This window comes from Gordonia sihwensis, assembly GCF_029632925.1.
GTDB classification, from domain to species: domain Bacteria; phylum Actinomycetota; class Actinomycetes; order Mycobacteriales; family Mycobacteriaceae; genus Gordonia; species Gordonia sihwensis.
Map to the genome: position 1 here is coordinate 1,373,703 of NZ_CP121248.1, position 24,298 is coordinate 1,398,000.

31 protein-coding genes are annotated in these 24,298 nt (G+C 66.3%); 29 read left to right on the forward strand and 2 right to left on the reverse strand.

What is annotated here, in order from left to right:
- Complete coding sequence (locus tag P5P27_RS06630; RefSeq protein WP_062367918.1) at positions 1-330, reverse strand: ribbon-helix-helix protein, CopG family; 330 nt, start codon at positions 328-330, stop codon at positions 1-3.
- The gene (locus P5P27_RS06635) at positions 327-572 is read right to left on the reverse strand and encodes a hypothetical protein (RefSeq protein WP_062367917.1); all 246 of its coding nucleotides are present in this window, start codon (positions 570-572) and stop codon (positions 327-329) included. Before P5P27_RS06635 ends, P5P27_RS06630 begins: the two co-directional genes overlap by 4 nt.
- Before the next feature lie 394 nt (positions 573-966).
- Here P5P27_RS06635 and P5P27_RS06640 point away from each other — a divergent pair, with 394 nt between their 5' ends.
- The 29 genes from P5P27_RS06640 (at position 967) to P5P27_RS06780 (ending at position 24,294) form a co-directional block, all read left to right on the forward strand.
- Complete coding sequence (locus tag P5P27_RS06640; RefSeq protein ID WP_423201253.1) at positions 967-1,188, forward strand: DUF7427 family protein; 222 nt, start codon at positions 967-969, stop codon at positions 1,186-1,188.
- Between the two features lie 240 nt (positions 1,189-1,428).
- On the forward strand, positions 1,429-1,776 hold the full coding sequence (locus tag P5P27_RS06645) for a P27 family phage terminase small subunit (protein ID WP_278126924.1): 348 nt from the start codon (positions 1,429-1,431) through the stop codon (positions 1,774-1,776).
- A complete protein-coding gene (locus tag P5P27_RS06650; protein ID WP_278126926.1) occupies positions 1,703-3,325 on the forward strand; it encodes a hypothetical protein in 1,623 nt (540 codons plus the stop codon). The genes P5P27_RS06645 and P5P27_RS06650 overlap by 74 nt, the downstream gene beginning before the upstream one ends.
- A gap of 19 nt (positions 3,326-3,344) precedes the next feature.
- Positions 3,345-4,682 carry a phage portal protein family protein gene (locus P5P27_RS06655; RefSeq protein WP_278126928.1) on the forward strand — a complete coding sequence of 446 codons (1,338 nt, stop codon included), beginning with the start codon at positions 3,345-3,347 and terminating at the stop codon, positions 4,680-4,682.
- On the forward strand, positions 4,676-6,067 hold the full coding sequence (locus P5P27_RS06660; RefSeq protein WP_278126929.1) for a phage protease: 1,392 nt from the start codon (positions 4,676-4,678) through the stop codon (positions 6,065-6,067). Before P5P27_RS06655 ends, P5P27_RS06660 begins: the two co-directional genes overlap by 7 nt.
- A complete protein-coding gene (locus tag P5P27_RS06665) occupies positions 6,067-6,519 on the forward strand; it encodes a hypothetical protein (protein WP_278126930.1) in 453 nt (150 codons plus the stop codon). Before P5P27_RS06660 ends, P5P27_RS06665 begins: the two co-directional genes overlap by 1 nt.
- A gap of 28 nt (positions 6,520-6,547) precedes the next feature.
- Positions 6,548-7,480, forward strand: a complete 933-nt coding sequence (locus P5P27_RS06670) for a phage major capsid protein (protein WP_062367910.1) — start codon at positions 6,548-6,550, stop codon at positions 7,478-7,480.
- A complete protein-coding gene (locus P5P27_RS06675; protein WP_062367909.1) occupies positions 7,477-7,881 on the forward strand; it encodes a hypothetical protein in 405 nt (134 codons plus the stop codon). The genes P5P27_RS06670 and P5P27_RS06675 overlap by 4 nt, the downstream gene beginning before the upstream one ends.
- Complete coding sequence (locus P5P27_RS06680; protein WP_062367908.1) at positions 7,878-8,255, forward strand: hypothetical protein; 378 nt, start codon at positions 7,878-7,880, stop codon at positions 8,253-8,255. Before P5P27_RS06675 ends, P5P27_RS06680 begins: the two co-directional genes overlap by 4 nt.
- A complete protein-coding gene (locus P5P27_RS06685; protein WP_156479460.1) occupies positions 8,255-8,626 on the forward strand; it encodes a hypothetical protein in 372 nt (123 codons plus the stop codon). Before P5P27_RS06680 ends, P5P27_RS06685 begins: the two co-directional genes overlap by 1 nt.
- 9 nt (positions 8,627-8,635) lie before the next feature.
- Entirely contained in the window at positions 8,636-8,920 is a 285-nt protein-coding gene (locus tag P5P27_RS06690; RefSeq protein WP_062367906.1) for a hypothetical protein, read from the forward strand.
- Between the two features lies 1 nt (position 8,921).
- On the forward strand, positions 8,922-9,188 hold the full coding sequence (locus P5P27_RS06695) for a hypothetical protein (protein ID WP_278126935.1): 267 nt from the start codon (positions 8,922-8,924) through the stop codon (positions 9,186-9,188).
- Entirely contained in the window at positions 9,178-9,471 is a 294-nt protein-coding gene (locus P5P27_RS06700) for a hypothetical protein (RefSeq protein WP_062367904.1), read from the forward strand. The genes P5P27_RS06695 and P5P27_RS06700 overlap by 11 nt, the downstream gene beginning before the upstream one ends.
- On the forward strand, positions 9,468-9,872 hold the full coding sequence (locus P5P27_RS06705) for a hypothetical protein (protein WP_062367903.1): 405 nt from the start codon (positions 9,468-9,470) through the stop codon (positions 9,870-9,872). The genes P5P27_RS06700 and P5P27_RS06705 overlap by 4 nt, the downstream gene beginning before the upstream one ends.
- 138 nt (positions 9,873-10,010) lie before the next feature.
- Positions 10,011-10,643: a phage tail tube protein gene (locus P5P27_RS06710; protein WP_062367902.1), complete on the forward strand. Its 633-nt coding sequence runs from the start codon at positions 10,011-10,013 to the stop codon at positions 10,641-10,643.
- A 61-nt stretch (positions 10,644-10,704) separates the two neighbouring features.
- Positions 10,705-10,932 carry a hypothetical protein gene (locus tag P5P27_RS06715; protein WP_062367901.1) on the forward strand — a complete coding sequence of 76 codons (228 nt, stop codon included), beginning with the start codon at positions 10,705-10,707 and terminating at the stop codon, positions 10,930-10,932.
- A 129-nt stretch (positions 10,933-11,061) separates the two neighbouring features.
- Positions 11,062-11,427: a hypothetical protein gene (locus P5P27_RS06720; RefSeq protein ID WP_062367900.1), complete on the forward strand. Its 366-nt coding sequence runs from the start codon at positions 11,062-11,064 to the stop codon at positions 11,425-11,427.
- 20 nt (positions 11,428-11,447) lie between these two features.
- Complete coding sequence (locus tag P5P27_RS06725; RefSeq protein ID WP_062367899.1) at positions 11,448-11,756, forward strand: hypothetical protein; 309 nt, start codon at positions 11,448-11,450, stop codon at positions 11,754-11,756.
- Positions 11,757-11,770: 14 nt separating this feature from the next.
- Positions 11,771-16,939, forward strand: a complete 5,169-nt coding sequence (locus tag P5P27_RS06730) for a tape measure protein (RefSeq protein ID WP_278126939.1) — start codon at positions 11,771-11,773, stop codon at positions 16,937-16,939.
- Positions 16,940-17,782, forward strand: a complete 843-nt coding sequence (locus P5P27_RS06735) for a hypothetical protein (RefSeq protein ID WP_062367897.1) — start codon at positions 16,940-16,942, stop codon at positions 17,780-17,782.
- The gene (locus tag P5P27_RS06740; protein ID WP_062367896.1) at positions 17,779-19,377 is read left to right on the forward strand and encodes a Gp37-like protein; all 1,599 of its coding nucleotides are present in this window, start codon (positions 17,779-17,781) and stop codon (positions 19,375-19,377) included. The genes P5P27_RS06735 and P5P27_RS06740 overlap by 4 nt, the downstream gene beginning before the upstream one ends.
- Positions 19,378-19,387: 10 nt before the next feature.
- Positions 19,388-20,794, forward strand: a complete 1,407-nt coding sequence (locus P5P27_RS06745; protein WP_278126942.1) for a C39 family peptidase — start codon at positions 19,388-19,390, stop codon at positions 20,792-20,794.
- Positions 20,791-21,015 (forward strand): hypothetical protein, encoded by a 225-nt coding sequence (locus P5P27_RS06750; protein ID WP_062367894.1) that lies wholly within the window; start codon positions 20,791-20,793, stop codon positions 21,013-21,015. Before P5P27_RS06745 ends, P5P27_RS06750 begins: the two co-directional genes overlap by 4 nt.
- Complete coding sequence (locus P5P27_RS06755; RefSeq protein WP_278126944.1) at positions 21,012-21,494, forward strand: hypothetical protein; 483 nt, start codon at positions 21,012-21,014, stop codon at positions 21,492-21,494. The genes P5P27_RS06750 and P5P27_RS06755 overlap by 4 nt, the downstream gene beginning before the upstream one ends.
- Positions 21,491-21,925 carry a hypothetical protein gene (locus P5P27_RS06760; protein ID WP_278126947.1) on the forward strand — a complete coding sequence of 145 codons (435 nt, stop codon included), beginning with the start codon at positions 21,491-21,493 and terminating at the stop codon, positions 21,923-21,925. The genes P5P27_RS06755 and P5P27_RS06760 overlap by 4 nt, the downstream gene beginning before the upstream one ends.
- Positions 21,912-22,244, forward strand: coding sequence for a hypothetical protein (locus P5P27_RS06765; protein WP_278126948.1), 333 nt, complete (start codon positions 21,912-21,914; stop codon positions 22,242-22,244). Before P5P27_RS06760 ends, P5P27_RS06765 begins: the two co-directional genes overlap by 14 nt.
- Complete coding sequence (locus P5P27_RS06770; RefSeq protein ID WP_278126950.1) at positions 22,241-22,600, forward strand: hypothetical protein; 360 nt, start codon at positions 22,241-22,243, stop codon at positions 22,598-22,600. Before P5P27_RS06765 ends, P5P27_RS06770 begins: the two co-directional genes overlap by 4 nt.
- Positions 22,593-23,657, forward strand: a complete 1,065-nt coding sequence (locus P5P27_RS06775; RefSeq protein ID WP_278126952.1) for a hypothetical protein — start codon at positions 22,593-22,595, stop codon at positions 23,655-23,657. Before P5P27_RS06770 ends, P5P27_RS06775 begins: the two co-directional genes overlap by 8 nt.
- Before the next feature lies 1 nt (position 23,658).
- Entirely contained in the window at positions 23,659-24,294 is a 636-nt protein-coding gene (locus tag P5P27_RS06780; protein WP_278126954.1) for a hypothetical protein, read from the forward strand.
- Positions 24,295-24,298: the final 4 nt, after the last annotated feature.

Sequence of the window (24,298 nt, forward strand, 5' to 3'; positions counted from 1 at the left end):
TCAGCTCGCCTTCATGTGCGCTTCCAGAATTCGGCGCACGAGCTTCGAGGTACCGATGCCGGCGGCCTTCGCCTCGGCATCAAGAGCGTCCTTCACCGATGCGGGAACGCGGACGTTCAGCACGGGGGAGTGGGCCTTGCCGCCGCTGAGGGACTTGCCGCCGGGCACCAGGTTCGATGCTCGCCGCCGAGCCGCGCCCTCGGCCCATGCGGCGTCGTCCTCGGCGTCGGCCTCGGTGTAGCGCTCGCCGTTGACCCGGACCTCCTCGGCGTCGAGGTCAACATTCTCGATGGTCGAGCCCTTGCGCTCAACCCGATCCTTGTCGTTCATGACTGCTCCTTGCGGTAGTGGGTGGGCATGCAGTGGAAGATGATGGCCAGGTCAGCCGGGTCTTCGATCGACGGGCGGATGCCGATCTCCAACTCGACGCCGCGATCGTCAGTCGCGATGATCAGCTGCGCGCCGTTGTCGCGCTGCTCGACAACGGTGGCCGTCTCGCTCTGCAGCGCGGCGATGATGTGCGCGTTGCCGATCCGGTGGCGGCGGGCTGATCGGGAGACTTTGTATCGCATGCATCTAGTATGTCATACATACCCGAGAATTGCAACGAGTATGTATGACATACTAGGGATGGTACGGGGCGCGGGCACGCGACGGAAGAGCCTGTTTGAAACCCCAGGTCAGGGGGGTTAGACTCTGAATCGCAGTACAACAGTGCTGCCCAAAAGGCTCGTGCTCCCGCACGGGCCTTCGTCGTTTCGCCGATCGTCGCGCCCCGTCAACTGGGATCTGATCCGATCTGCTCACTCAGCAAGCGCCGCCACCGCCCGCCGAAGCGCACCGCGCATCGCAACCTCGGTGGCACATACCCATGACGCCCGCCTCTCGTTACAGGGCCGAGGTGGTTGCTGCGGGGCGCGACGCCGGCGGGGCCTAGCCTGTCGAGGGGAGCGTGTCGTGAACGCCATGCGCGCTTGGTCCATAGTGGTCGGCGGCGTCACCGGCTACGAACTGTGGTGCGTGGCAACCGGTAACGACGAACAGTTGCTCTCGCGCGGCATCGAGCGCGCTCGGGCATCGAGCCCGGCGGCCAACGCCGCCATCCTGTTCGCCATCGGCGCGACCGCGCTACACCTGGCTGGACTCGTACCACGTCGACTCGACGTGTACGTACTCGCTCGCTCATGACCAAGAAGCCATCGGCACACCGTCGAGGCCTCGGATACCAACACCGCAAGAACCGCGACAGCCTGCTCAGTAGGCACGTCGACGGCTCGCCGTGCTGGTGGTGCGGACAGTGTCTCGCTTTTCTCTCTCCCCGGCCTGGGAAAACAGGCCGGGGAGCCGCGTAATGCGCGCCTACCGACCTCGTGCAGCCTTGTCGGGTCGCCGGTCGCCGCGATGCGCGCGTCTAGTCCAGGAGTCCGGATGAGCGACGGCATCCTCGCCGGTACCGAGTCCGTGAATGCCGTTGATCGCGCCGCGCTCGAGGCATTCGCGGGGCAGGCCGAGCGGATGCGCCAGGCCCGCGAGCAGATCGACAAAGACGGCCTGTTCATCACCCGCAACGGCGTGAGCGTGCCCCACCCGGCTCTGGAGATCGAACGGGCGGCCTCGCGCGAGATGCGCGGCTGGGAGGCCGCCCGCCCCGACCTGTTCGCCTGGCGGATGGCGATGAGATCCACAGACGGAGGTGGTGACGATGACGGCGACGCTGACACCTCCCTCGACGACGAGCTCGCCCAAGCGCGGGCTGCTCGGACAGCGCACTCCTAGGGTCTTCCACCGTCCGGCCGGCGCGACCGACTACAGCCGCGGCGAGAAGGCCCTCGACATCGCGTTCATGGCCGATGCGACGCTGCTCGGCTGGCAAGAGGACGTGGTCCGCGAAGGAATGGCGCGCGACGCGTCGGGCCGGTGGGCCGCCGCCGAGGTTGGCATCGAGGTCTCACGCCAGAACGGCAAGACGGCCTCGATCGAGGTCGTCGAGCTCGCCTGGATGATCACCGAGCCGGGCGTGCACATCCTGCATACCGCGCACGAGTTCCAGACGGCCATGGAGTCGATGGACCGCCTGCACAACCTGATTCTGTCGCACCCGTCGCTGGAGAATCAGGTGCTGTCGGTCAAGACGTCGAACGGCAAGGAGCGGATCAAGCTCAAGAACGGCAGCGAGATCCGTTACCGCACTCGAACGAAATCCGGCGGACGCGGATTCTCGGTCGACCGCCTGGTGATTGATGAGGCGATGATCTGGTCGAAGGCGAGCCAGGCTGCGATCCGTCCACTGTTGACGACCGCGAAAGATCCGCAGATCTGGTACCTCGGGAGCGCAGCGGATGCGAACGTGCACGAGCACTGCGGAAAGTGGGCGAGCCTGCGCCGCGCAGCGATGTCGGAGAAGCCTCCGGCGCGGCTGCTGTGGATGGAATGGTCGGCACCCGAGCCTCCGGAGCCGACCGGCGACGAGCTGGCCGACGCACTAGCCCGCACGCAGTGGCGCGAGGACCGCGAGAACTGGGCGATCGCGAACCCGAGCATGGGTCGCGAGGTCGCGCCGGGGCACGTCCTGGTGACCGAGGAGTACATCGAAGAGGAGCTCGAAGGGTTCCGCAATGCGCTCGACGAGTGGGAGATCGAGCGCCTGGCAGTCGGCCGCTGGCCGGCCGATGTCTCGGCGCACGAGCCCATCATCAACGCCGATAGCTGGTCGGACATGACGAACCTGCAACCTACCCTGGTCGGACCGGTCGTGATCGGTCTGGCGTTGTCGCCGGATCGCCGTCGGTGGGCCATCGCCGCGGCGCAGGGAACCGCCGAGCACCGTACCCATGTCGAGATCGGGGCCTTCCAGCCCGCGACACACGACGAGCTCGTCGAGCTGGTCATCTTGATCGTCGAGGCATGGGACCCAGCCGCCGTCGTGATCGACTCGCGGTCGCCGGCGGCAGTCATTGAGTCGAAGCTGATCAATGCCGGGATTGAACCCGAGATGGCCACGACGCCGCAGATTGCGCGCTGGTCGGGCGGGTTCCTCGACGACGCATTGGCCGGACTGCTCTCGCACACCGGCCAGCAACCGCTGACTGACGCGGTTGCCACCGTCGCGATGAAGGTTCTGCCGCAGGGTGACTTCACCTGGGTCCGGGCCATGGACGGCTCGACCGCCCCGATCGAGGCCACCACGCTCGCGCACGGCGGTCTCGTCGAGTTCGGCGGACGCGCGCAGGTCGACCGACCCCTGCCGTCGAGTGGTCCCAAGTACACCGTTCGAGGGCTCCCGCGCCGCAGCGGCGAGCTCGACGTACTGACCACGGCGTTCTGACGAGAGGAGGCACTGACGCATGACCGAGATGTCGACCCGGCCCAAGGCCGCGCTGCGTGAGCGCGGCTACGTGACCGACACTGCGGGCCTGACGGACTTCTCGCAGTGGGAGCACTTCGAACGCGTCCCCGACCTGCAGTGGCCGGCGTCGATCCAGACCTACTCGCGGATGGAGCGCGAGGACTCTCGCGTCTCGTCGTTGATCGCCGCAATCTGCCTCCCGATCAGGCGCACGCCGTGGCGAATCGAGTCCAATGGTGCGCGCGACGAAGTCACCGAGGCCGTCGCTCGCAATCTGCGTCTACCGATTGCGGGCGGCGACGATCTGGACCTACCGGGCCGCTCCAAAGGTCGGTTCTCATGGCAGAACCATCTGCAACAAGCGCTGACCATGCTCGTCTACGGGCACTCGGTCTTCGAGCAGATCTACCGGATCGACGATGACGGCCGGGCATGGCTGCGCAAGCTCGCCCCCCGTCCTCAGCGGACGATATCGGCGTGGAACGTCGCACTCGACGGAGGCCTGACCTCGATCGAGCAGATGGCACCAGCCTCGACGGCGAAGGTCATGTACGGGCCGAAGCCGCTCACGATCCCGATTGATCGCCTCGTGGTCTACAGCCGGGACATGGAGCCAGGCATGTGGATCGGCAAGTCGCTCCTGCGCCCGAGCTACAAGCACTGGATCCTGAAGGACGAACTGATCAGGTATCAGGCCGTCGCGATCCGCCGCAACGGCATGGGTGTGCCGATCGGAACTGCACCGGAGAATGCGACCCAGGAAGAGGTCGACGAGCTCGCACAGATCGCACAGTCCTACCGCGGCGGCGACAATGCGGGTGCGGCCCTGCCCGCGGGGTCGAAGCTGGAGCTACTGGGAGTGCAGGGCAACCTGCCCGACATCCAGCAGGCGATCGCCTACCACGACAACATGATCGCGATCGCCGGACTCGCACATTTCCTCAACCTCAGCGGCGGCGGCTCGTATGCCCTTGCCAGCGTGCAGGCCGACACCTTCGTCCAGTCCGTGCAGACCTTCGCCGAATCGGTCCGAGACATTGCCACCGCGCACATCGTCGAGGATCTGGTCGACGTGAACTGGGGGCCGGACGAGCAGGCTCCCCGGATCGTGTTCGACGAGATCGGCTCCCGCCAGGATGCGACGGCAGCGGCGCTGAAGATGCTCGTCGACGCCGGGCTGCTGTCGCCGGACGTGCTGGTTGAGCAGACCGTGCGTCAGCGGATGGGATTCCCCGCCAAGCCGCCGGCTAAGGAGGCAGAACCGACCGTGCCTGCGGCACCGACGCCCATGTCCGGCGGCGCTGTCGGACCAGTCGAACAGGGTCAGCTGTGGTAGAGATTCCGGACGCGCCGATCCTGGCGACGATTCCGCGCGTCGAACTCGGTTCGGTCGGAACCTGGGACATCAGCAACATCGCGGGCTGGCACCCGACCGCCGACGACTTTGCTTCCGCCGTCGCTGCACTCGATTGCCCTGCGGTGCGCCGCCCTGTCCTGAAGTTGGGGCACTCCGATGGTCCCGGCGATCCGGCGATCGGCGTCATCGACAACCTCGCGGTCACTGACGAGGGCCAGACGCTCGTCGGCGACTTCGTCGGAGTCCCGAGCTGGCTCGCCGCCGCAGATGACGAGGGGCGATCGGTCATCGCCTCGGCCTACCCCGACCGCTCCGGCGAGTGGGAACACAACTACGTCTGCCAGCTCGGCCACACACACCCGTTCGTGCTTCATGCGATGGCGCTGCTCGGCGTCGTGCGACCGGGAATCGGAACCCTCGAATCGCTCTACGACCTCTACGCGAAAGCGCCACAACCAGAGGAGAAGCCCATGACATCGGCAGTGATGACGTCGGTGACCATCGACCAAGTCCGGTCTGCGTACTACAACGGTCCGGCCGCGGCGAACTACGCGCTCTGGATCCGCGAAATGCTGGTCGACCCGCCTGTGCTGATCGTCCAGAACGACCAGAACGACAGCCTGCTCAAGGTGCCCTACAGCGTCGTCAACGACGAGGTCACCTTCGGCGAGGCGGTACCGGTGAAGGTCGAGTACATCGACGAATCCGCGCCTGACCTCGAGCCTGCCGCCGACGACGACGCGACTGTCGCCGCCTCGGCACCCCGAGCTGCTCGATTCGCTTCGCGGACCGAGTCTCGTCCTGGCCGACCGGCCGGGACGCCACCCCGGCCCGCCGCGCAAGCGGATGAGGCGACCACAGAAGGAGGTTCGAGCGTGGAGATCACGAACGAACAGCTGGCGGCTCTCCGCACGGCCCTCGGGCTCGCGGACGACGTCGACCTCGACGGCATCATCACCGCCGTCCAGGAACTCGCGAAGAAGTCCGAAGACGCCGAGTCCGACGGCGGAACCCCCGCCGCCGCATCGACCGCGCCACTGCCCGACGGTGTCGTCGCAGTCGATGCCGGACGCCTCGCGACCCTCGAGGCGAACAGCGCCCGGTTTGCCGAGCACCTGGAGGACGAGCGCAAGCGCCACATCGAAGCCAAGCTCGATGCCGCAATCGCCGAGGGTCGGATCACCCCGGCCAATCGCGAGACCTGGCGCAAGACGTTCGAAGCCAACGCCGACCAGGCCGCCGAGCTCCTCGCTTCGATGGCACCGAACTCGGCGGTCCCGGTCGGTGAACTGGGGCACTCCACCGAGCCTGCCGACACCACCGACGTCCGCGAGGACGACAAGTTCAAGAATTGGAGCCTCTGATGAGCGGCATCGCACAGGTCACCAAGGGTGGCCCGAAGACCTTCACCCCGGCCGAGGGGGAGGTGATCACCGGTGGACAGGTCGTGGAAGCCCGCGACGGCGGCCGGATCGGCGTCGCCGGCGCCGGGAGTGTCACCGTCCTCGGTGTCGCGCTGACTGACGCGCTCTCGCCCGAGGGGTTCCCCGGAGAGAACAGTACGGACGCGCTCGGCCGACCGGTTGTGTCCGCGGTGGCCGTGCCGACCAACGTGGCCGTCGCCTACGGCGCGACTGAGGTCAAGGTCACCTACGCCGAAGCCGCCAAGTTCGGCGACAAGCTCGTCGCCGCGGCCAACGGCGCCGTAACTCCGGCAGCCTACGAGGGCGGCGTCGATGCCCGCGCGATTGTCGGCACCTGCACCGAACCCGGCGGGGTGGCCTCCGGCTCTGTCGGCCTGATCCGTCTCGCCTGAGACCCACCAAACACCGAAAGGACATCAGATGCCCACCAACATCGTGAGCGTCAGCGACGGGTCTCGCCTGACCGTCTCGGACCTCGTCAAGAACCCGCTGTTCATCCCGACGAAGCTGAAGGAACTGATCGAGAATCAGTTCATCAGCGAGGCTCTGCTGCGCAATGGCGGCAAGAACGACGCCGGCGTCGTCGCGTTCCGCGAAGGTGACCCGACGTTCCTCGACGACGACGTCCAGGACGTCGCCGAGTTCGGCGAGATCCCGGTCAGCACGGGCAAGCTCGGCCTGCCGCGCACCGCATTCGCCACCAAGAAGGCGCTCGGCGTCCGCGTCTCCAAGGAGATGAAGGACGAGAACAACATCGACGCCGTCAATAAGCAGATGATCGGCCTGCGCAACACCTTCGTCCGCGCCAACGATCGCGGCGCCAAGGCGCTGCTGCAGTCGTCGAGCGTCCCGACCATGCCGGTCAGCGCAGCCTGGGACGCTGCCGGCGGCAAGCCTCGCACAGACCTGGCTCGGGCCATCGAGGCGATCTCCACTGCCGCGCCCGATGAGGCCTCCGAGGACGAGTACTACGGCTTCGAGCCGGACACGCTCGTCGTCCACCCAGGCCTGCTCGCAACCCTGATGGACAACGAGCAGATCCTCAAGGTCTACCAGGGCAACGTTGCCAACGAGTCGATCGCGTACACGGGCGCAATCCCGGGAACGATCCTGGGACTCAACGTGATCAAGTCGCGCACGTTCCCTGCCGACAGGGCACTGATTCTGGAGCGAGGCACTGTCGGCTTCTACAGCGACACTCGGCCGTTGCAGTTCACCGCGCTCTACCCCGAGGGCAACGGCCCGAACGGTGGTCCGACGGAGACCTGGCGCAGCGACGCCTCGCACAAGCGGGCCATGGGCCTCGATCAGCCGAAGGCTGCGCTCTGGCTGACCGGACTGGTGACGCCGTGACCCAGTACCGACTGGCCGCGCTCGAGTGGTGGGAGGTTCTCGACGATCCGACCTGCCCCGAGTGCGGCCAGGAGCGCCCCGATCGAACGGTCAGGCGGGTCCGACATCGGCGGGGCGACATCGTCGAAGTCACTGGCTCCGAGGAAGCTCGCCTCCTGGCGGCTGGCGCACTGACGTCACTCGATGACGACACCAGCGCCGAGGAGCCCAGCGGATCCCCACAGACGCCGCCGGCCGATCCGACCGTCGTGCAGCCCGAAGCCCCCGCCGCAAGCGCTCCGGATAAGCCGAAGCACACCGCGACGCGGGCCGCGTGGGCCGAGTACGCGCTCTCGCGCGGGCTCGACCCGGCCGACGTCGAGGACATGACCCGAGCCGAGCTCATCGAGGCTGTCGGATGACCACCGGAGAGGGGGCGCCACCGTTCGTCTCCATCGAAGAGTTCGCCGAACTGTGGCGCCCGCTCTCCGGTGCCGAGAAGGAGTACGGAGCGATCCTGCTGCTCGCCGCGTCGAACTGGATTCGCGAGCACAAGCCCGGCATCCGCGATGACGACCCGGCAGCAAAGACCGTCGTCGTCGAGGTCGTCAAAGCGGTCCTGCTGCCTGGCCAGTGGTCGGGGTACTCGTCGTGGTCGAAGACTGTCGGGCAGCGGACCACGACGGCGACGCTGGCGAACCCGGCTGCCGCGCTGGACTTCACGCCGTGGCTGTCCCTGCTCGGGATCTCCGGCCGCGCGAGACCGGTCGGCAACTTCCCGCGAAACGACTACTGATGATGGACGAGTTCTACGGTCAGCGCGTCTCGATCCTGCGCCCGGCGAAGATCAGCGGGCGCTACGGCGGCGACGAACGACTCAGCTACGACCTCGACGACGGCGCGACGCTGACCGAGGTTCCGTTCGGCGTCGACATGCAGCCGCGCACCGAGCTCGAACTCGGCGCGGACGAGGGCCGCGTCAGTATTCAGATCGGCTACGAACTGCACACCCCGCCTGGCCACGACCTGGACCTGACCGCGACCGACCGAATCGTCTATGCCGGCCGCCACCTCGACGTCGACGGCGACGTCCACCGGTGGCCGTCGGTCGAATACCCCGGCGGCGTCGACCATGTCGAAGTCGCCCTCACCTTCTACGCCGGATAGGAGCCTGCCATGCGTAGTTCGGCCTCCACTCACGAGCCGCGCCAATTCTCCGCCTGGTCCGTGTGTCCGGGCTGCGGCGCGGTCGACGCCCACGGCTGGGAACTGCCTCCCGAGGTCGACACCTCGATCCCCGCTGGTCAGGCATCGCACTTCGAGGACACTGCCGATGTTCAGGTATGGGCTGGCCAGATCGCGCGCGTCAATCCGATCGACCTGCGCTACCGCGTCGACCAGTCGACCTGCGAAGTCGTGCGCTGCTGCCGTCAGTGCGGCGAGATGTGGCCGGAGGGCTGAGATGCACCACGACCCCGTCGAGCTCATCCTCGACTACGCGCGTGACGCGATCGTCTTCGACGGCGACGACCTGCCGTTCCCGCTCTCGCAGATCCAGATCAAGGTCATCCAGGAGAACGACCGCGCGGTCGCCGTCCTCACGCTCGAAGTCGACGCAATGCGGATCATCCCGCCACCCGAACCCGAGCCCGTCGAGCCGGAATCTGTGCCGACGCCGGTCGAAGCGTTCGAAGAGAAGCTCGCAAGGATCGCGCGCCGTGGCCAGTAGTGACAAGGTCATCGTCGACCTGGACCTCGACGAGCTGTTCAAGCAGATGAACGAGACCAGCCAGGTCAACGCAGGACTGCTCAAGCGCGCCACCACGATCGCTGCTCGTGCACGCCGCCTCGACGCCTCCGAGGGCAAAGGAACGGCCAAGATCGAGATCACCGAGCACTGGATGCGCAACGGACGCCTCGTCTACCACGTCACCTCAGACGACGTCGAAGGCGAGTACGGCACCAGCCGGGCCGCACGGCGGCGCACACTGCGACGGGCGGCCGGCCGGTGAGCAACGACCCCCTTGCCGACGTCATCGCCTACGTCGAGCCGCGCCTGCCGGACTGCTACGTCGCCGACGAAGCGCCACCCGAGACAGCCTTCGAGAAGCGTCTGCCGGTCGTGCTCATCCGCGACCTGCCCGGCGGCGTCGACGACATGCCCTGGCAGTCGGCGTTCGGAGCCCTCACCGAGGTCTTCGCATTCGACGTCGACGTGTACGCGGCACGGCGCGAGGACTGCCGCGCGATCTCGCGCAAACTCCGCCGAATCCTGGCCGCGATGATCCTCGATCCCAACGTCGCCGCACGCTCGGTGACCGAGGTTGTCGGGTTCGCCCGTCGCCCTGACCACAACAAGTACATCGTCCGCGATGGCGCCGAGTACGAGCTACGCCGACCATATGTGACCTAGCGGCGAAACCGTTTCACGCGGTTGTCACACCCGAACCCCCAAGGACGCCTTGGGGGTTCGCTGCATTCCACGGGCCTGCCAGCACCGTTCCGCAGCTCTCCCTTGGGGGCTGCTCCCTCGCATCACCAGGAGGACGTGATGGCAGCACCCACCATTGACGGGTTCAAGGCCGAGGCCGCGCGCGTCGGCGTCACCGGCCGTATCGATATCGCGGAGGTCGGCGCGGACGCGCCCCGCGACATGAGCGCGCTCGATTCCCAGATATTCACCAACCTCGGGTACATCTCCGACGACGGCGTGACCGAGAACCGCGATGAGGACAACGAGGAGTTCACTCCCTGGCAGGAGAACTCGCCGATCCGCATCGAGATCACCAAGTCCACGGTGAGCTTCGAGTTCGTGCTCTGGCAGTCGACCGCGGCGACCGCCGGGTTCTACTTCGGTGTCTCCAAGGCCGACATGCGCAAGAACCCCGACGGCTCGGTCTACTTCGAAGAGGGCGGCAAGCCGGACCTCAAGCGCAACCAGCTCGTCCTCACTGTCGTCGACGGCGAGCACGCGCGACGCGTCGTCCTGGCCAACGCTCAGGTCACTGAGCGCCAGGAGATCTCGTACAAGTCCGACGAGATGATCGGCTACGGCGTCACCGTCACCGGCTACCCCGGCCCGGACGGCTGGTCCGCCCGCCGAATCTTCGCCGAGAACTGGGATGACGTTGGCGAGATCGAGGACGCGACGCCGGAAGAGCCGACCAATCCGGAGGTCCCTTGACCGCCGTGCCGGGGCCGGACCTCTTCCCCGGCGCGGCGCTGTTCCCCGGAGGTGACGCCTGATGGCCGGCTACACGCCCAAGGAATGGAAAGACGGCAAGGACGGCGGCACGCCGATCGACGCCGCCGAACTCAACCGCATCGAGGGCGGAATAGACGCCGCGACCACCAGCGTCGACGGTCTGCGCTCCGACAGTGACGCGCTCACGGGCCGCGTCACAGCGCTGGAGGCGCAGAACGCCGCTCTCGAAGCCCGCGTAGCCGCTCTGGAGTCACCGAGCGGCGAATAGACGGTCAGTCCGTAGGGGCTGACTACGCGATCGGGCCGGGAATTTTGATGCTGGCAGGCTCGCCCGGCCCGATCGCACCCCCATGTCGAAACTCGCCTGCCAGCGATCATCGAAAAGAAGGAGCCTGCCATGGCCGATATCGACCTCGATCAGATCCTCGAGAAGCGCGCAGAAGCGCGCGGCGACGAGGGCAATACGTTCACGTTCACATTCAAGGGCCAGGAATTCACGGCTCGGGACCCGCAAATGCTCTCCGACGAAGAGAAGGAAGAGCTTGACGAGCTCGGAGACAATGACATCGACGTCGCCGAATGGTTCCTGTGTGGACCGGAGAAATACGACGCATTCCTCGCCGTCGGCGGTAGCTCGTCGATCTTCTTCCGGGCCATGAAGGCCTACACCGACAAGGTCACGGACGAGCTCGAGGGAAAACCTACACGGCCGAATCGGTCGCAGCGGCGTTCGGCGGCCTCGAAGAAGCGGAAGGCGCGCTAGAGCAGATCTACGGCCGGGACGTGATCGCGGAGTACTACCGCGGTGAGATCACTCTGCGACGATTCCGCGTCCTGGCCGAATGGGCACTCCAGCAGGTCGCTGACGGCAAGCCCTACACGATGACCGACCGCCTCCTGTGGCTCCTCGTCCGGCGCATAGAGGAGAACACGGTCGTCGTCGGTAAGGCGCTCGGCAACAAGAAGCTCCGGCTCCCCAAGAAACACCCGGATTACCCGTGGTCTGAGAGCGAGGACGACTCGCGAATCCAAATCGGCGGCCGGGGCGAGCACTCATCCGACGAAGTCATGGACTTCCTCGATTCCAAATAGCAGAAGGAGACAGCGTGGCTGGTTCGGTCATTTACGTGCCCGTAGCAGGCTCCTTCAAGGGAATGGGTGCGCAATTCGCCAAGGAAATCTCCGGCGCGGCGAAGCGCGGTATGGGCGTTGCGTCCTCGGAGATGGAATCGCAGGGCCGCGATGCCGGCCGCAAGGCGGGTGCGGCAACCGCGGCCGGCCTCGCGTCTCAGCAGAAGCAGATCGAGCGGGTCTCGAAGCAACTCGCGACCGCTCGATCTGCCGAAGCTGACGCGGCCAGCGCGGTCCGCATCGCTGAGCAAAAGCTCCAGGAGGTTCGCAGTAACTCCGGTGCGAAGAGCAGTCAGGTCGTTCGGGCCGAAGAACAACTCGCCGCGGCGCAGCGTCGTCAGATCGCCGCGAGTGCCGAGGCGGTGTCGGCGTCCGGCCAACTCGACAGAGTTCGCTCCGGCGAGGTCGCTACCGCATCGAGCGTGATTCGAGCCGAGTCGCAGCTCTCGCAGGCCCGCGTGCGATCCGAGGACGCGATCGGCAAGGTCCGGATCGCTGAGACGCGGTTGACCGAATTGCAGGACTCAGGTAAGGCGACCAAGTCGCAGTTGATGACCGCCGAGGAGGCGGTCACTCGCGCGCGCCGGGGAGCGGCCAGCGCGGCCGATCAGGTTCGTTCCAGCGAAGCACTACTGAAGGCCGCGCAGGACGACGCCGCGAACTCTGCCCGGCGTGCGGCCGCCGGCGCCGACGAGTCGGCCTCCGCGAATAGGCGCGCCGCCGGTTCGGCCGGCGAGGTCGGGCGAGCGTACGGATCGGCGCACCCGTCGGTGCAGAGCTTCGGCACTTCGATCATGAGCGCAGCCAAGCGCGCTCTCGGCGCCGCGGGCGCATTCGCCGGCCTCGCTGGTGCGGGATCAGTACTCAAGTCGGGATTCGACCGCCTGATGAACATTCAGCGCGCCGAGATCCAGTTCAAGAACGTCGGCCTGACGTCCGAGCAGACGAAGAAGCAGATGGCCACGCTCACCGAGCAGGTCACTGGCACTTCGGTCTCGCTGGCCGACGCCGCCAAGTACAGCGCGATGTTCGCCCAGTCCGGCGTCCAGATGGGCAAGCCCATGGACGACGCGATCAAGGCGTTCACCAACCTCTCGGCCGCCGCACAGGGCACCGGGATCGACGTCGGCCGCATCCTCCAGCAGGTCTCGGCCTCCGGAAAGATGGACGCGGGCGTCCTCAATCAGCTCTCAGACGCGGGCGTCAACGCCGCGGAGTATCTGTCGAAGTCCACCGGTAAGTCCGTAGCCGAGGTCCGCAAGATGACCTCCGAAGGCAAGATCAGCTTCGAGCAGCTCGTCGGTGCCATCAACTCCGGCATGGGCACCTACGCCCAGGAAATGGGGCAGACCCTTCCGGCCAAGCTCGCGAACATGAAGACGGCGCTGGCCAGTGCCGCCGCCACAGCGCTCGAGCCGATCATTCCGCTCGTCACCCGACTTGCCGACGCCCTGACAACTGGATTCAAGAAGGCAACCCCGGCCATCAAGCTCGTGCAGAATGCCCTCGCTGAGTTCGGCGGGTGGGTGAAGCGCAATCAGGAGTGGATCACGCCGCTGGCCGCCGCGATCGGCGCCGCCGCTACCGCCTGGGGAGTGTGGACCGGAGCGATCAAGCTCTGGAATCTCGTCACCAAGGGGGCGATGGCCGTCCAGGCCGCGTTCAACGCGGTCATGGCCGCAAACCCGGTGATGCTCGTCGTGATGGCGATCGCGGCCCTCGTCGCTGGACTCGTCGTTGCGTACAAGAGGTCCGCGGCTTTCCGGAACGTCGTGCAGGGCGCATGGAACGGCATCAAGAACGCTGCGCTCGCCGCGTGGAACAACGTCCTCAAGCCTGCGATCGATGGACTCGTCGCCGGGTTCAAGTGGGTCTGGCAGGCCGTCCAGCCGGTGATCAACTTCGTGAAGCGTTTCTGGCAGGTGCTGCTGTTCGGCCTCGGTCCGATCGGCGCGATCATCGGCATCATCGTCCAGTTGGTTAAGCACTGGGACACCGTCAAGACCGTCTTCTCCACCGTGTGGGGCGTCATCAAGCCGATCCTGAGCGGATTCCTGACTGTCGTGAAGTACATCGGCGCGATCGTCGCGACGGTCATCATCGGCACCGTTCTGGTCGCCTGGAACCTCCTGAAGGCAGCGGTGCAGCTCGCCTGGGTCGTGATCCAGCCGATCCTCAACCTCTTCATGGCCGGCCTGCGGCTGCTCGGCTCAGTTGCGACCTGGCTGTGGCAGACGGTCATGATGCCCGTCTGGAACGGCATCAAGGCTGTCATCGGGTTCTTCTGGGCTGGCGTGCAGGTCGTCTTCAACGCCTTCATGGCGGTGATGCGCGTGGTCGCGACGGTCGCCAACTGGCTCTGGCAAACAGTCATGGTCCCGGTCTGGAACGGCATCAAGGCCGCGGCGCAGTTCATGTGGCTCGGCATCTCGACCATCTTCGGGTGGTTCCGCGCAGGCGTCACCGCCCTCGGAAGCGTCGTCCAGTCGATCGCGAACGCCGTCATCATCCCGGTCTGGAACGCGCTGAAAGCCGCCGCGGGGTTCATGTGGAACGGCATCAGAGTCATCTTCGACGCGATGAAGAAGGGCTGGGACCTGCTCGGTAAGGGCATCCGGATGGTCGTCGACAATGTCGTCAAGCCCGCCTTCGAGGGATTCAAGCGCGCACTGGCTGTGGTCGGCGACTTCTTCGGCTCGGTCGTACGCGGCATCGGCAATGCGTGGGACAAGATCAAGTCGTTCGTGGCCAAGCCGATCAACTTCGTCATCGGCACCGTCTGGAACAACGGTCTGCTCAAGGCGTGGAACAAGGTCGCGAGCTTCCTGCCGGGCCTCAAGGAGATGTCACCTCTGCCCGAGGTCGCGTTCCGCCACGGCGGCCCGGTCCCGATGTCTCAGGGCGCAACCCGCGGCAAGGACTCGGTTCATGCGCTGATGATGCCCGGCGAGCACGTCTGGGACGTCATGGACGTCGTCCGCGCCGGCGGGCACGAGGTGATGTACGCGATGCGCGCCATGATCGAACGGGGCATCCCGTTCACCTGGGGCGCGGCCCGCGGACTGGAGGCGCACCCGAAGGTTGCCGGGGCGATCGCGCAAGCCCCGTCTGCCGCTCCAATCGGCGGATTCCTGCACGCGGCCGAGATTCCCGGATTCAAGGACGGCGGCGCGGTCGCGGAAGCGCCGGCCGCGTGGGAAGGCCAACTCGCCCGCGGGCACGCGTGGGCTAAGGCGCAGAACGGCAAGCCATACCTGGCCGGCAACCAATTCCCAGCCGGTGCGGACTGCTCGGGTTACATGTCGGCCCTGGCCTCGGTGATCATTTCAGGCAACGACAAGGGCCACTGGGCGACTCCGGCGTTCCCGGCCGGTCAGGGCGACCGCGTCAGTGCCGCGGGGCAGCCATGGGTCAAGGGCCTCTCGCGCGGATTCTCGATCGGCATCAAGGGTGGTCCGGACTCGGGCGGTCAGAACGGCCACACCGCGGGCACCCTGTCGGCAGTCAAGGGCTTCTCGGCAGTCAATGTCGAGTCGGGCGGCAGTCACGGCAACATCGCATACGGCGGCCCCGCAGTCGGTGCCGATCATCCGCAGTTCCCTGGCCGGTACCACCTATCGATCGGCTCCGACGGAGCCTTCGAGGCCGGCGGCAGTGGCCCTTCGCCCGAAGAGCAGATGGGGATCATCAAGAAGAAGATCTCCGAGTTGCTCGACAAGGCCCTCAACCCGATCAAGAGCGGCATGGGCCGCATGATCGGCACCCCACCTCCGGAGTGGCTGGGCATCCCGCCACGCATGCTCGACTGGTCGAAGAAGCAGGTCCTCGACGAGTTCTTCAAGATCGTCGGTGGTCTCGGCGACAAGCTCCGCTCGGTCTACGAGGGCGCGAAGAAGGTCAAGAACGTCGTCACCGGCGCGGTCAAGAGTGTCTACGACAACACCCTCGGCAAGATCCTGCCGTTTGCCGATGGCGGAGCTGTCGAGCCGGGGCTGTGGCGTGACAAGGGCGGCTACATTCCGCCCGGAAAGTCTGTGGTCACCAACGAGACGGGCAAGCCCGAAGCAGTCCTGAATTGGGACCAGGTCGAGCTGCTGAAGAAGCTCCTCGAGCTGGCGCAGCAGACCGGAAAGGACGCGCTCAAGGAGACCGTTGGCGGCGTCGCGGACTTCTTCGGATTCAAGACGATCTCGGACAAGTTGTACGACGCCGTCGAGTCTCGGATGAACCAGGGCGCGGACGCCACCGACTCGACCTCGCAGTCCGACGATGCCGTCGCCTCAACCCGGCAGAGCGACGACGCTCTCGAAGCAACCGAGCAGAGCCAGGACGCGATCGATTCGACCGAGCAGTCCGGAACCGCGTACACCGACCCGACCTACGGCGATCCGAACGCGACGTACCAGACGCACGAAGAGAAGTCGACGACGCCAATGCCCGACATGGGCACCTCGCACACTTACCAGCCTGGCGCCGGCGCCGAGCAGTGGCGCCCGATGGCCATCGAGGCGATCAAGCGTGTCGGGCTGTCGACGGCCAAGCCGCAGGTCGACGCGATGATCAGCCAGATCCAGTCTGAATCGGGCGGCGACCCGAACATCGCGCAGCAGATCTCGGATGTCAACGGCACCGGCGAGGGGGCGGGAGTCGGCCTGCTGCAGATCATCCCCTCGACCTTCGCTGCACACCGTGACCCGTCCCTGCCCGACGATCGTCGCAATCCGATGTCGAACATGGTCGCGGCGCTGCGCTACTACAAGTCGCGCTACGGCGACGACCTCACCGCGCAGTGGGGCCACGGACACGGCTACGACTCGGGCGGCTGGCTGAAGCCCGGTCTGACCATGGCCGTCAACAAGACCCGCAAGCCCGAAGCGGTTCTGACCGCGGGCCAGTGGGGCCGGATCGACGCCATGCTCGAGGCACTCCCGTCGGCCGCCGAGTTCAAGGCCGCAGCCGCTGTGACCGCCGCACAGCCGATGCGCGCTTCCGACGCCGACATGGACGACGTTCCCGTCGATCCGCGCAGCCGCGGGCAACTGCATCAGCACTTCCACACCGAGGACGTCTCCGATGCGGTGCGCAAGGCGACCCGCGAGCAACGCCGCCTGTCCCGGTCTGATGCCCTCGTCGGAGGTCTGTAAATGGCTGCCACCCTCACCGATCACACGATTGTCGAGCTCATCTCGCCGCACGGCGAACGTGTCCGGCTCTCTGGCGCCAAGGGCGGCGATGAACTCGGTGCGTGGCTCGATGTGTCAGGCCCCGACGGACTCGGTCACGTCGACATCGATGACATCTTCGACGCCGCTGCGAGGCAGTGGGGCGAGACCAAGGTCGGCGAGACGATGAATCACGCCGAGCTCGACCTCCCGCTGTTCATCCTCGGGTCGAGTCCCGACGACTTCCGTCGTCGCCGTGAGCACTTCAAGACGATCGTCCGCCGGCACGAGCTCGGCTGGCTCGTCACTTACAGCAATGCCGTCGGCTGGCGTTGGGTCGGGGTCAAACTCGGCGAGCTCAAGCCGCTCGTGCCGTTCGATCCGAGAATCACCCGCGGTGCGAAGTTCGAGATGACCCTGATCGTCGAGGCCCCACTAGCGCGCGAGGCCGACTACGCCGACTCGTGGGACAACGAGACCGGAACCGGAAAGGGCTCCCTCTCGTTGTACCCCGGCCCGGAGTGGGACGCCTGGCCGCAGTTCGTGATCCAAGGCCCCGGGGAAGTGACGCTGTCGTACGCGGGCAACAAGATCATCCATCCGGCCGCCAACGCCGGTGAGCAGATCCTGGTCAACACCGACGAGGCACGCCCGACCGTGCGGTCCTCGACGGGCCGCAACCTCTGGCCGCTGATGAAGGGCCAGAAGTACCGCAAGCCCATACCGGCCGGGAAGGTCACGACCGTCCAGATCGAGGTCAAGGGCGGCTCGCGCGAGACCCAGGTCTACGCCCGCTGCGCCTGGCGTCATGAGGGACTGCTGTGACCGCGGTGCGGGACGCGTACGCCAGCCTCACCCAGGCCGAGGCGGACGAGCGTGACGAGTACCTGAACCCGTCGGCGTACGTCGAGTTCAAGACCAAGGACATGAAGACCTGGGGCATCTGCGGTGACTACCGTGAGCTCAAGTTCACCGACCAGAAGAACAAGTCGGGCTCGCTCAACATCACCGTCCCGGACGACGACCACTGGCATGCATACTTCGACGGCCAGCCCAAGCGCACTGTCCGGCCGATCGTGGTGCGATTGCCGCACTACACGACGCTGTGGATCATCACCGACTTCACCCGCGTTCGGAAAGGGTTCAAGCGCTACTACGAGGTCTCCGCGGTTGGCGCGCTCGAGTACCTGAACTGGATGCGGATCTGGCCGTGCCCGTGGTTCCCTCCTGAATTCCAGCCGATCAAGTTCTGGTTCGGACTCGGCCCCGCGGCCTCGGTCATGTCCGGGGCGTTCGCGGCAAACGCCGTGCGCCTGCAGGCTTCTCTGTGGTCGATTCCAACCGGCAACCTGCTCGATCTGAAGTCGTGGAACATCCTCAAGACCGCCATGCACCCGCTGATGGTGAACCCGCGGCACAAGCTCTTGGGAGACACCACGCCGTGGATCGCCTCCAGCTGGCGCATGGACAAGATGATGGACGCCTTCACCGAGGTGTGCGACGCCGAGAACATGCAGATCACGGCGACATTCGTCGATCCGGACGTCGATCCGCAACCGTTCCCTGAGTACGCGACCATCACCGAACCCAAGCTGATCTTCGACTTCGTAGAGAAGGGCGCACCGGTCGGATGGACCGGCACCATCGTCGACGGATTCTTCCGAACTGGACTGCAGATGGCCGACGACGCCATGAAGTGGATCCTCTATCCGATCCTCGGCGAAGAGAACTACGACGACTACCTGCAGAAGGCAGCCGGCGCCATCGCCGACAAGCCGATCGCGGTCTACACCACCGGCGACTACAGCCCTGTCGACGAGTTCGAACAGACCACCCACACCGGGCTGGCCACTCGTATCACCGCGGGAGGCAAGAGCCCCGACTGGCTGAACAACACCGTGGTGTCGGGCATGAACTTGATACTTGGCGCGCTCGGCTCAGCATTCGGCCTCGCCGGCTTGTCGCTGGGCATCTTCGATGGCCTGGTCAAAGACACGATCATGGCATTCCACTCGGACGAAGACCTGCGGGCAGCGAACGAGGCAGGGCCGTGGCGGTTCCGGGAGGACTTCGCCGAGTCGGCGTCGACGGGCCTGACGCTGAACACGTTCGCCGGGATGAAAAACCAGCACTTCAAGAACCGGGCGTACGTCTCGCACGCGATCACCGCCAGTAACGGCAGCCCGTACTACATCGGGAAGGACCTGCAGCTCGGTGACCTGATCGGCGTCGAGATGGCCGACGGCAAGGTCGAGGTCGACTACCTCGAGGAGATCACCTACGAGGACAGCCGCTCGGTGCGCGGCCGGTACACGCTGCAGATCGGCCGCCCCGACGCCGAGCGTGAGCCCGGCTCGATCGCGCTCGGCAAGATCCGGTCGCTCGGCACCTGGATCACCCGACTGGCACTCAGCGAATAGGAGACGGCGCATGGCTGAGAACATCCTCAACTACGACCACGGCATCACGCCGCAGGAGCAGTATTGGGACTGCGGACCCGCGTCCACGCAAGTCATCCTGTCGGGCCGCGGGAAAGTCGTCGACGAGAACACCCTGATCCGCGAGATCGGAACCACCGTCAGGGGCACCAACGACGTCAACGACGTCCGCCCAGTCCTGCAGCGCCGCACCGGCGTCGACTGGATCACCCGCCATGCCGACGGCGATCCGATGTCGCAGCGCATGAAGGACCAGCTGTGGACTGACGTGCGACGCTCGATCGCCGCCGGGTTCGGCGTCCTCGTGAACTGGGTGGCGCCGCCGTCGAACTACCCGCGCGGCGTCAAGGGCAGTATCAGCCCGGCGTATTCGGGTGGCACGGTGCGGCACTACGTCGCGGTAATGGGGATCGACGAGGCCGCGCGTGCCGTCTGGGTCGCCGACCCCGGCTTCTCGCCGTTCGCGTACTGGCTGAGCTTCGATCAGCTGGCGACGCTGATCCCGCCGAAAGGCTGGTGCGTCGTCGCCGAGTCGGTCACCGCGACACCAGCGCCGCCGCCGGCGCCGCGGCAGGGCATGACCGCGGAGACCCTCGCGGAGGCGATGGGCTGCAGCCCCGCACGCGCTCGCGAGATGCTGTCGGGGATGGTCGGCGCTATGCAGGCGGCGCAGATCACGACACCGCTGCGCGCGGCGCACTGGTGCGCGCAGATCGGCCACGAGTCCGGCGGGCTGGTCTACATGGAGGAGATCGCCGACGGCAGCGCATACGAGGGTCGCGCAGACCTCGGCAACGTGTACCCGGGCGATGGGATGCGCTTCAAGGGATCGGGGCCGATTCAACTCACCGGGCGCGCGAACTTCTCCCGGTTCTCCGAGTGGTGCTTCGCGAAGCGGTACACCACCAACCCTCGCGAGTTCGTTGACCATCCGGAGCGGGTACGCCGCGAACCGAAGTGGGGATTCCTCGCGGCGTCTTGGTATTGGACGGTCGCGCGGCCGCAACTCAACCCGCTCGCCGATCGGGATGACCTGATCGGCGTGACTCGCGCGATCAACGGCGGCACGAACGGTCTCGACGATCGCCGCGACCGACTCGCCCGGTGTAAGCGCCTCGGCGACAAGCTACTTCCACCCTCACCAGGAGGTCTCACAATGGACGCATCATCCGAGTTGACGAAGCGGTTCCCGTCCCGGTCGAAGTACCGCGCATCGGACGGACTCGTGGACACGATGGCGGGGTTCATCCTCAACATCGACGCCCGCATCCACGAAGAGTTCGTCGAGCGGAACGCACTGCTCGGTGATCCGGCGTGCGTGGCGCTGGTCAAGCGCGAAGCCGCCAAGGGTGACCCTGCGGCGCGCGGCATCCTCGCCAAGATCGGGGGCCAGGCATGAGCGCACGGCACCCCGGCACCGAGCACCTGCTGTCCCTGTTCACCTACGAGCATCTGCCGCCGTACCTCCAGCTCGTGTCGCGGCAGTTCGCTGACCTCGCCGACACGCTCGTCACCAACCTCGGTGACGGCCCGGAGCTATCGACGGCGCTCCGCAAGCTCGTCGAGGCGAAGGACTGCGCGGTCAGACAGGCGGTCATCGACTTCAGGAGCGCCGAATGAGCGCGCCGGTGATCCTGTCGAGCGTCCTCGACGCCGCGATCAAGGACCAGCCCTGGTACCGCCGGTACAGCAACACGATCACCGCCGCCGCAGCCGGGGTCGTCGCGCTCGGCACGTGGGTGACGATGACCTGGACCGACCTACCACCGGTCGTCGCGACCATCATCGGCGGCGTCGTCATGGTCGCCGGCGTCCTCGCGCAACGCTCCACGAAGAACGGATTGACCCCGCGGGGCACGCGGGAGACTCTCGACGTGATCGCCCCGACGATCGAGGGTGTCGTCGCCGACGCGGCGGCCGGCGCACGCCAGACCGCGGGCGATGTGCTCGATGCGCACCGCGCGGACACGCTCGATCTCGCGCGGTCTCGGGGCTGGTCTGAGCACGACCCGCGGTTCCTCGGCCTCCCTCCTGAGCAGTCGGCTCAACGATTCCTCGATGCACTCGACACCAGCCCCGGCGGACGGCACGTGCTGTGAACTGGTGGCAGCAGTTCATCCGCGGCGATCCCGCAGCCATCCACCGGACGTTCAACTCGATCATGATGACCACGTACTGGCTGGCGGGGTGGTCCATGCTCGTCGGTCACGTGCCCTCGGCAGTACTCGACACCATGGGGACGAGCTGGCACCACATCTGGCTGGTTCTCCTGCTCGTCGGCCCACCCCTGTCCGTCGTGGGCACCCGCCTGCCGAATCGCTGGCTCGGCTTGTGGGTCCGGGTCGCCGGGAACACCTCCGTGTACGGGGCCCTCATCGCGCTCATCACCGCGGTATCGATCGCCAACGGTGCGTTGACGTGGACCGCATGGACCGGAATCGGACTGTCGGCGTGCACCTTGCTCCTGATCGTGGTCGACCTGTTCACGCTGCACCGCGCAGCGAAGGAGGCGTCCAATGGACGTTCCTAGTTTGGTCGTTGCCATCGGCGGCAGCTCGGTCCTCGCGGCACTCATAACCGGCCTGGTAACCGGACTGTTTGGGCGCGGGAAGAACCGCGCCGACGCCGCGAAGCAGCTGACCGAGATCGCGACCGGGATGACCAAGACGATCAACGAACAATTCACCGATCTCGGCACGAAGGTCGACCACCTCGCCGATGCCGTCGTCGAGCTCACCGACAGCGTCGACACCGCCGTCCCACTGCTGAGGGATCAACACCCCGACGTCGCACAGTCACTACGCGATCGAAACCGCGAGACCAGACAAGCACTCAGGAGAATCCGATGACCGACCAGAAGGCCTACGCCGTCGACGACCCGACAGTGATCCGCCTCGGCCGCTTCCTGCGCAACGCACCCCTGAAGAACGGCACGCCGGCCCAGGTGCCGGCCGGCATTTCCGAGCTGCTGGCGCAGGCGGTGTGCAACTACACCCAGAACCTCGTCTGGGACCACGAAGGCCAGCGCTACGTCGAGCTGCAGAAGTGGGAGTCGCTGCCCGACCTGGAGGACGTGGCGGTCGAGACCATCGGCGACAACGAAGCCGTCCGGATGATCCACCGCGGCACCGGCCTGAGTGTGCTCGGCGAGGACTACGACGACGCGTGGAAGCAACTGCGAGAGAAGGTGGCCGCACATGCCTGACGACCCGATCGAGAAGCTGTCGGTCGAGCTGGAAATCTACGGCATCCCGCAGCCGCCGGACGCGCCGCCGATGACCGACACCTACCTCCATGTCCGCCGTCGTCAGGACGGTGCGGGCGAGCGCGCAGTGATGGGTCTGCCTGCTTATCAGGGCGAGCAAGGGCCGCCCGGTCGACCCGGGGCGATACACCAGGGAGAGCGGACGACCGCCGAACTCGAAGCGCTCAAGACCGCCCTGGGCACCGAGCACACCAACTGGGCCTACCGAAACACCGACACCAACGACCAGTACGTGTGGACCGGATCGATGTTCGTCATCTACCACGGCGTCTACGCAACGCCAGGACCCGTCGGCCCAGCGCCGACGATGCGGCCCGGCGACCTGACCATCAACGGGCAGAAGGTCGACGACGGGTTCGGCGTCCGGATCGGCGGCGGGTCAGCGGGCTCCTACAGCATCGGCCTCGACCTGCCGCCCATGCCGAAGGGGGACAAGGGCGACGCGGGCCCGTCAGGGTCGATCTACGACAGCGTCGACGTCGACCAGGACATCCCGCCGACCAACGGCGACGTCCTGGCCTACAACGCTGAAACCGAGTTGCTGGAGTGGTCGCCCGGCGGCTACTGGATCGAGGAGTATGTCGTCCCGCCGTCGGGATTCCCGGACGTGTCCAAGTCTCGCACCGACACCCGCGCCGAACTCGTAGTCGTGACGATTCCGGCCAAGACGTTCCCGTACCGACTCGACTTCACCGGTGGCGTCGACATCAACGCGTACTCGGGACACCAGGTCGACATCGAAATCCGCCGCGACAACGCCACCACGGGAACACTGGTCGGCATCGGTATCGGCTCCGACGGCGGCGGCTGGTCGAATGTGGCGATCCGCGCGTTCTCCGATGTCGCGATCGACCCGAGCAACCGCGTGGCCGTCATCGAACCTGGAACGCCGATCACGCTGTACGTCGCCGCGGTGAAACGCGCCGGCACGCTCCGCGATTGGAGTGTCCGCAGCAACTACGCGCAGCTGCGGGTTCGGCTGCTGAGGGTCCGCTGACATGGGTGTCGGGCGCGACAGGTTCTACTTCCCGCCGCCGTCGACGTCCACCGACTACGACTCGATGGTCGACAAAGTCGAGGGCATCAGCGAGGGGATCGCCTCAGCGGAGGAAACACGCCAGATCCGCGACAGCGTCGGGAAGCTCCAAGAGGGCCAGGAGGCGCTGAACAACCGCACGGATCTGTTGTCGCCCCTGCTCGACTACGGATCGGCCTACGCGTCGACAGCGAACGGGATAACCAACACGGGGCAGTTCTCCTACAGCAACCAGATCGGCCCCATGCAGGCGTGCCACATCGCGAATGGCCGCTTGATCCTCGAGGAGAAGGGCCTGTGGAATCTGAGTGCCCGCATCTATATCGACTACACCGTCTCGCCGATCGGACTCGATGTCGCCTGGGAGGTTCGCGTCCTCGCTCCCGACGGGTCCATCTTCTCAACCACCGAAGACGTCTACACCGGCGGTAGCGCACAGACTCGCGAGATCAACACGTCAGTCGTGGTTCCCGACGCGGGATACCAGGTGCAGGTCTATGTGCGAACACTGCTTGTCGGCCGCTGGATCCGCGGCGGCGACCACCGTTCCCGCCTGACGGTCCAGCACATCAGCAGGTCCACTGAATCTCCCATCTAAAAGG

Coding starts and splice junctions, on each gene's coding strand:
- P5P27_RS06780 (WP_278126954.1), top strand. CDS start 23,659: ATGGGTGTCGGGCGCGACAGGTTCTACTTCCCGCCGCCGTCGACGTCC.
- P5P27_RS06735 (WP_062367897.1), top strand. CDS start 16,940: ATGGCTGCCACCCTCACCGATCACACGATTGTCGAGCTCATCTCGCCG.
- P5P27_RS06755 (WP_278126944.1), top strand. CDS start 21,012: ATGAGCGCGCCGGTGATCCTGTCGAGCGTCCTCGACGCCGCGATCAAG.
- P5P27_RS06720 (WP_062367900.1), top strand. CDS start 11,062: ATGGCCGATATCGACCTCGATCAGATCCTCGAGAAGCGCGCAGAAGCG.
- P5P27_RS06690 (WP_062367906.1), top strand. CDS start 8,636: ATGCGTAGTTCGGCCTCCACTCACGAGCCGCGCCAATTCTCCGCCTGG.
- P5P27_RS06670 (WP_062367910.1), top strand. CDS start 6,548: ATGCCCACCAACATCGTGAGCGTCAGCGACGGGTCTCGCCTGACCGTC.
- P5P27_RS06770 (WP_278126950.1), top strand. CDS start 22,241: ATGACCGACCAGAAGGCCTACGCCGTCGACGACCCGACAGTGATCCGC.
- P5P27_RS06630 (WP_062367918.1), bottom strand. CDS start 330: ATGAACGACAAGGATCGGGTTGAGCGCAAGGGCTCGACCATCGAGAAT.
- P5P27_RS06715 (WP_062367901.1), top strand. CDS start 10,705: ATGGCCGGCTACACGCCCAAGGAATGGAAAGACGGCAAGGACGGCGGC.
- P5P27_RS06655 (WP_278126928.1), top strand. CDS start 3,345: ATGACCGAGATGTCGACCCGGCCCAAGGCCGCGCTGCGTGAGCGCGGC.
- P5P27_RS06775 (WP_278126952.1), top strand. CDS start 22,593: ATGCCTGACGACCCGATCGAGAAGCTGTCGGTCGAGCTGGAAATCTAC.
- P5P27_RS06745 (WP_278126942.1), top strand. CDS start 19,388: ATGGCTGAGAACATCCTCAACTACGACCACGGCATCACGCCGCAGGAG.
- P5P27_RS06665 (WP_278126930.1), top strand. CDS start 6,067: ATGAGCGGCATCGCACAGGTCACCAAGGGTGGCCCGAAGACCTTCACC.
- P5P27_RS06680 (WP_062367908.1), top strand. CDS start 7,878: ATGACCACCGGAGAGGGGGCGCCACCGTTCGTCTCCATCGAAGAGTTC.
- P5P27_RS06635 (WP_062367917.1), bottom strand. CDS start 572: ATGCGATACAAAGTCTCCCGATCAGCCCGCCGCCACCGGATCGGCAAC.
- P5P27_RS06645 (WP_278126924.1), top strand. CDS start 1,429: ATGAGCGACGGCATCCTCGCCGGTACCGAGTCCGTGAATGCCGTTGAT.
- P5P27_RS06750 (WP_062367894.1), top strand. CDS start 20,791: ATGAGCGCACGGCACCCCGGCACCGAGCACCTGCTGTCCCTGTTCACC.
- P5P27_RS06685 (WP_156479460.1), top strand. CDS start 8,255: ATGATGGACGAGTTCTACGGTCAGCGCGTCTCGATCCTGCGCCCGGCG.
- P5P27_RS06765 (WP_278126948.1), top strand. CDS start 21,912: ATGGACGTTCCTAGTTTGGTCGTTGCCATCGGCGGCAGCTCGGTCCTC.
- P5P27_RS06710 (WP_062367902.1), top strand. CDS start 10,011: ATGGCAGCACCCACCATTGACGGGTTCAAGGCCGAGGCCGCGCGCGTC.
- P5P27_RS06650 (WP_278126926.1), top strand. CDS start 1,703: ATGACGGCGACGCTGACACCTCCCTCGACGACGAGCTCGCCCAAGCGC.
- P5P27_RS06640 (WP_423201253.1), top strand. CDS start 967: ATGCGCGCTTGGTCCATAGTGGTCGGCGGCGTCACCGGCTACGAACTG.
- P5P27_RS06695 (WP_278126935.1), top strand. CDS start 8,922: ATGCACCACGACCCCGTCGAGCTCATCCTCGACTACGCGCGTGACGCG.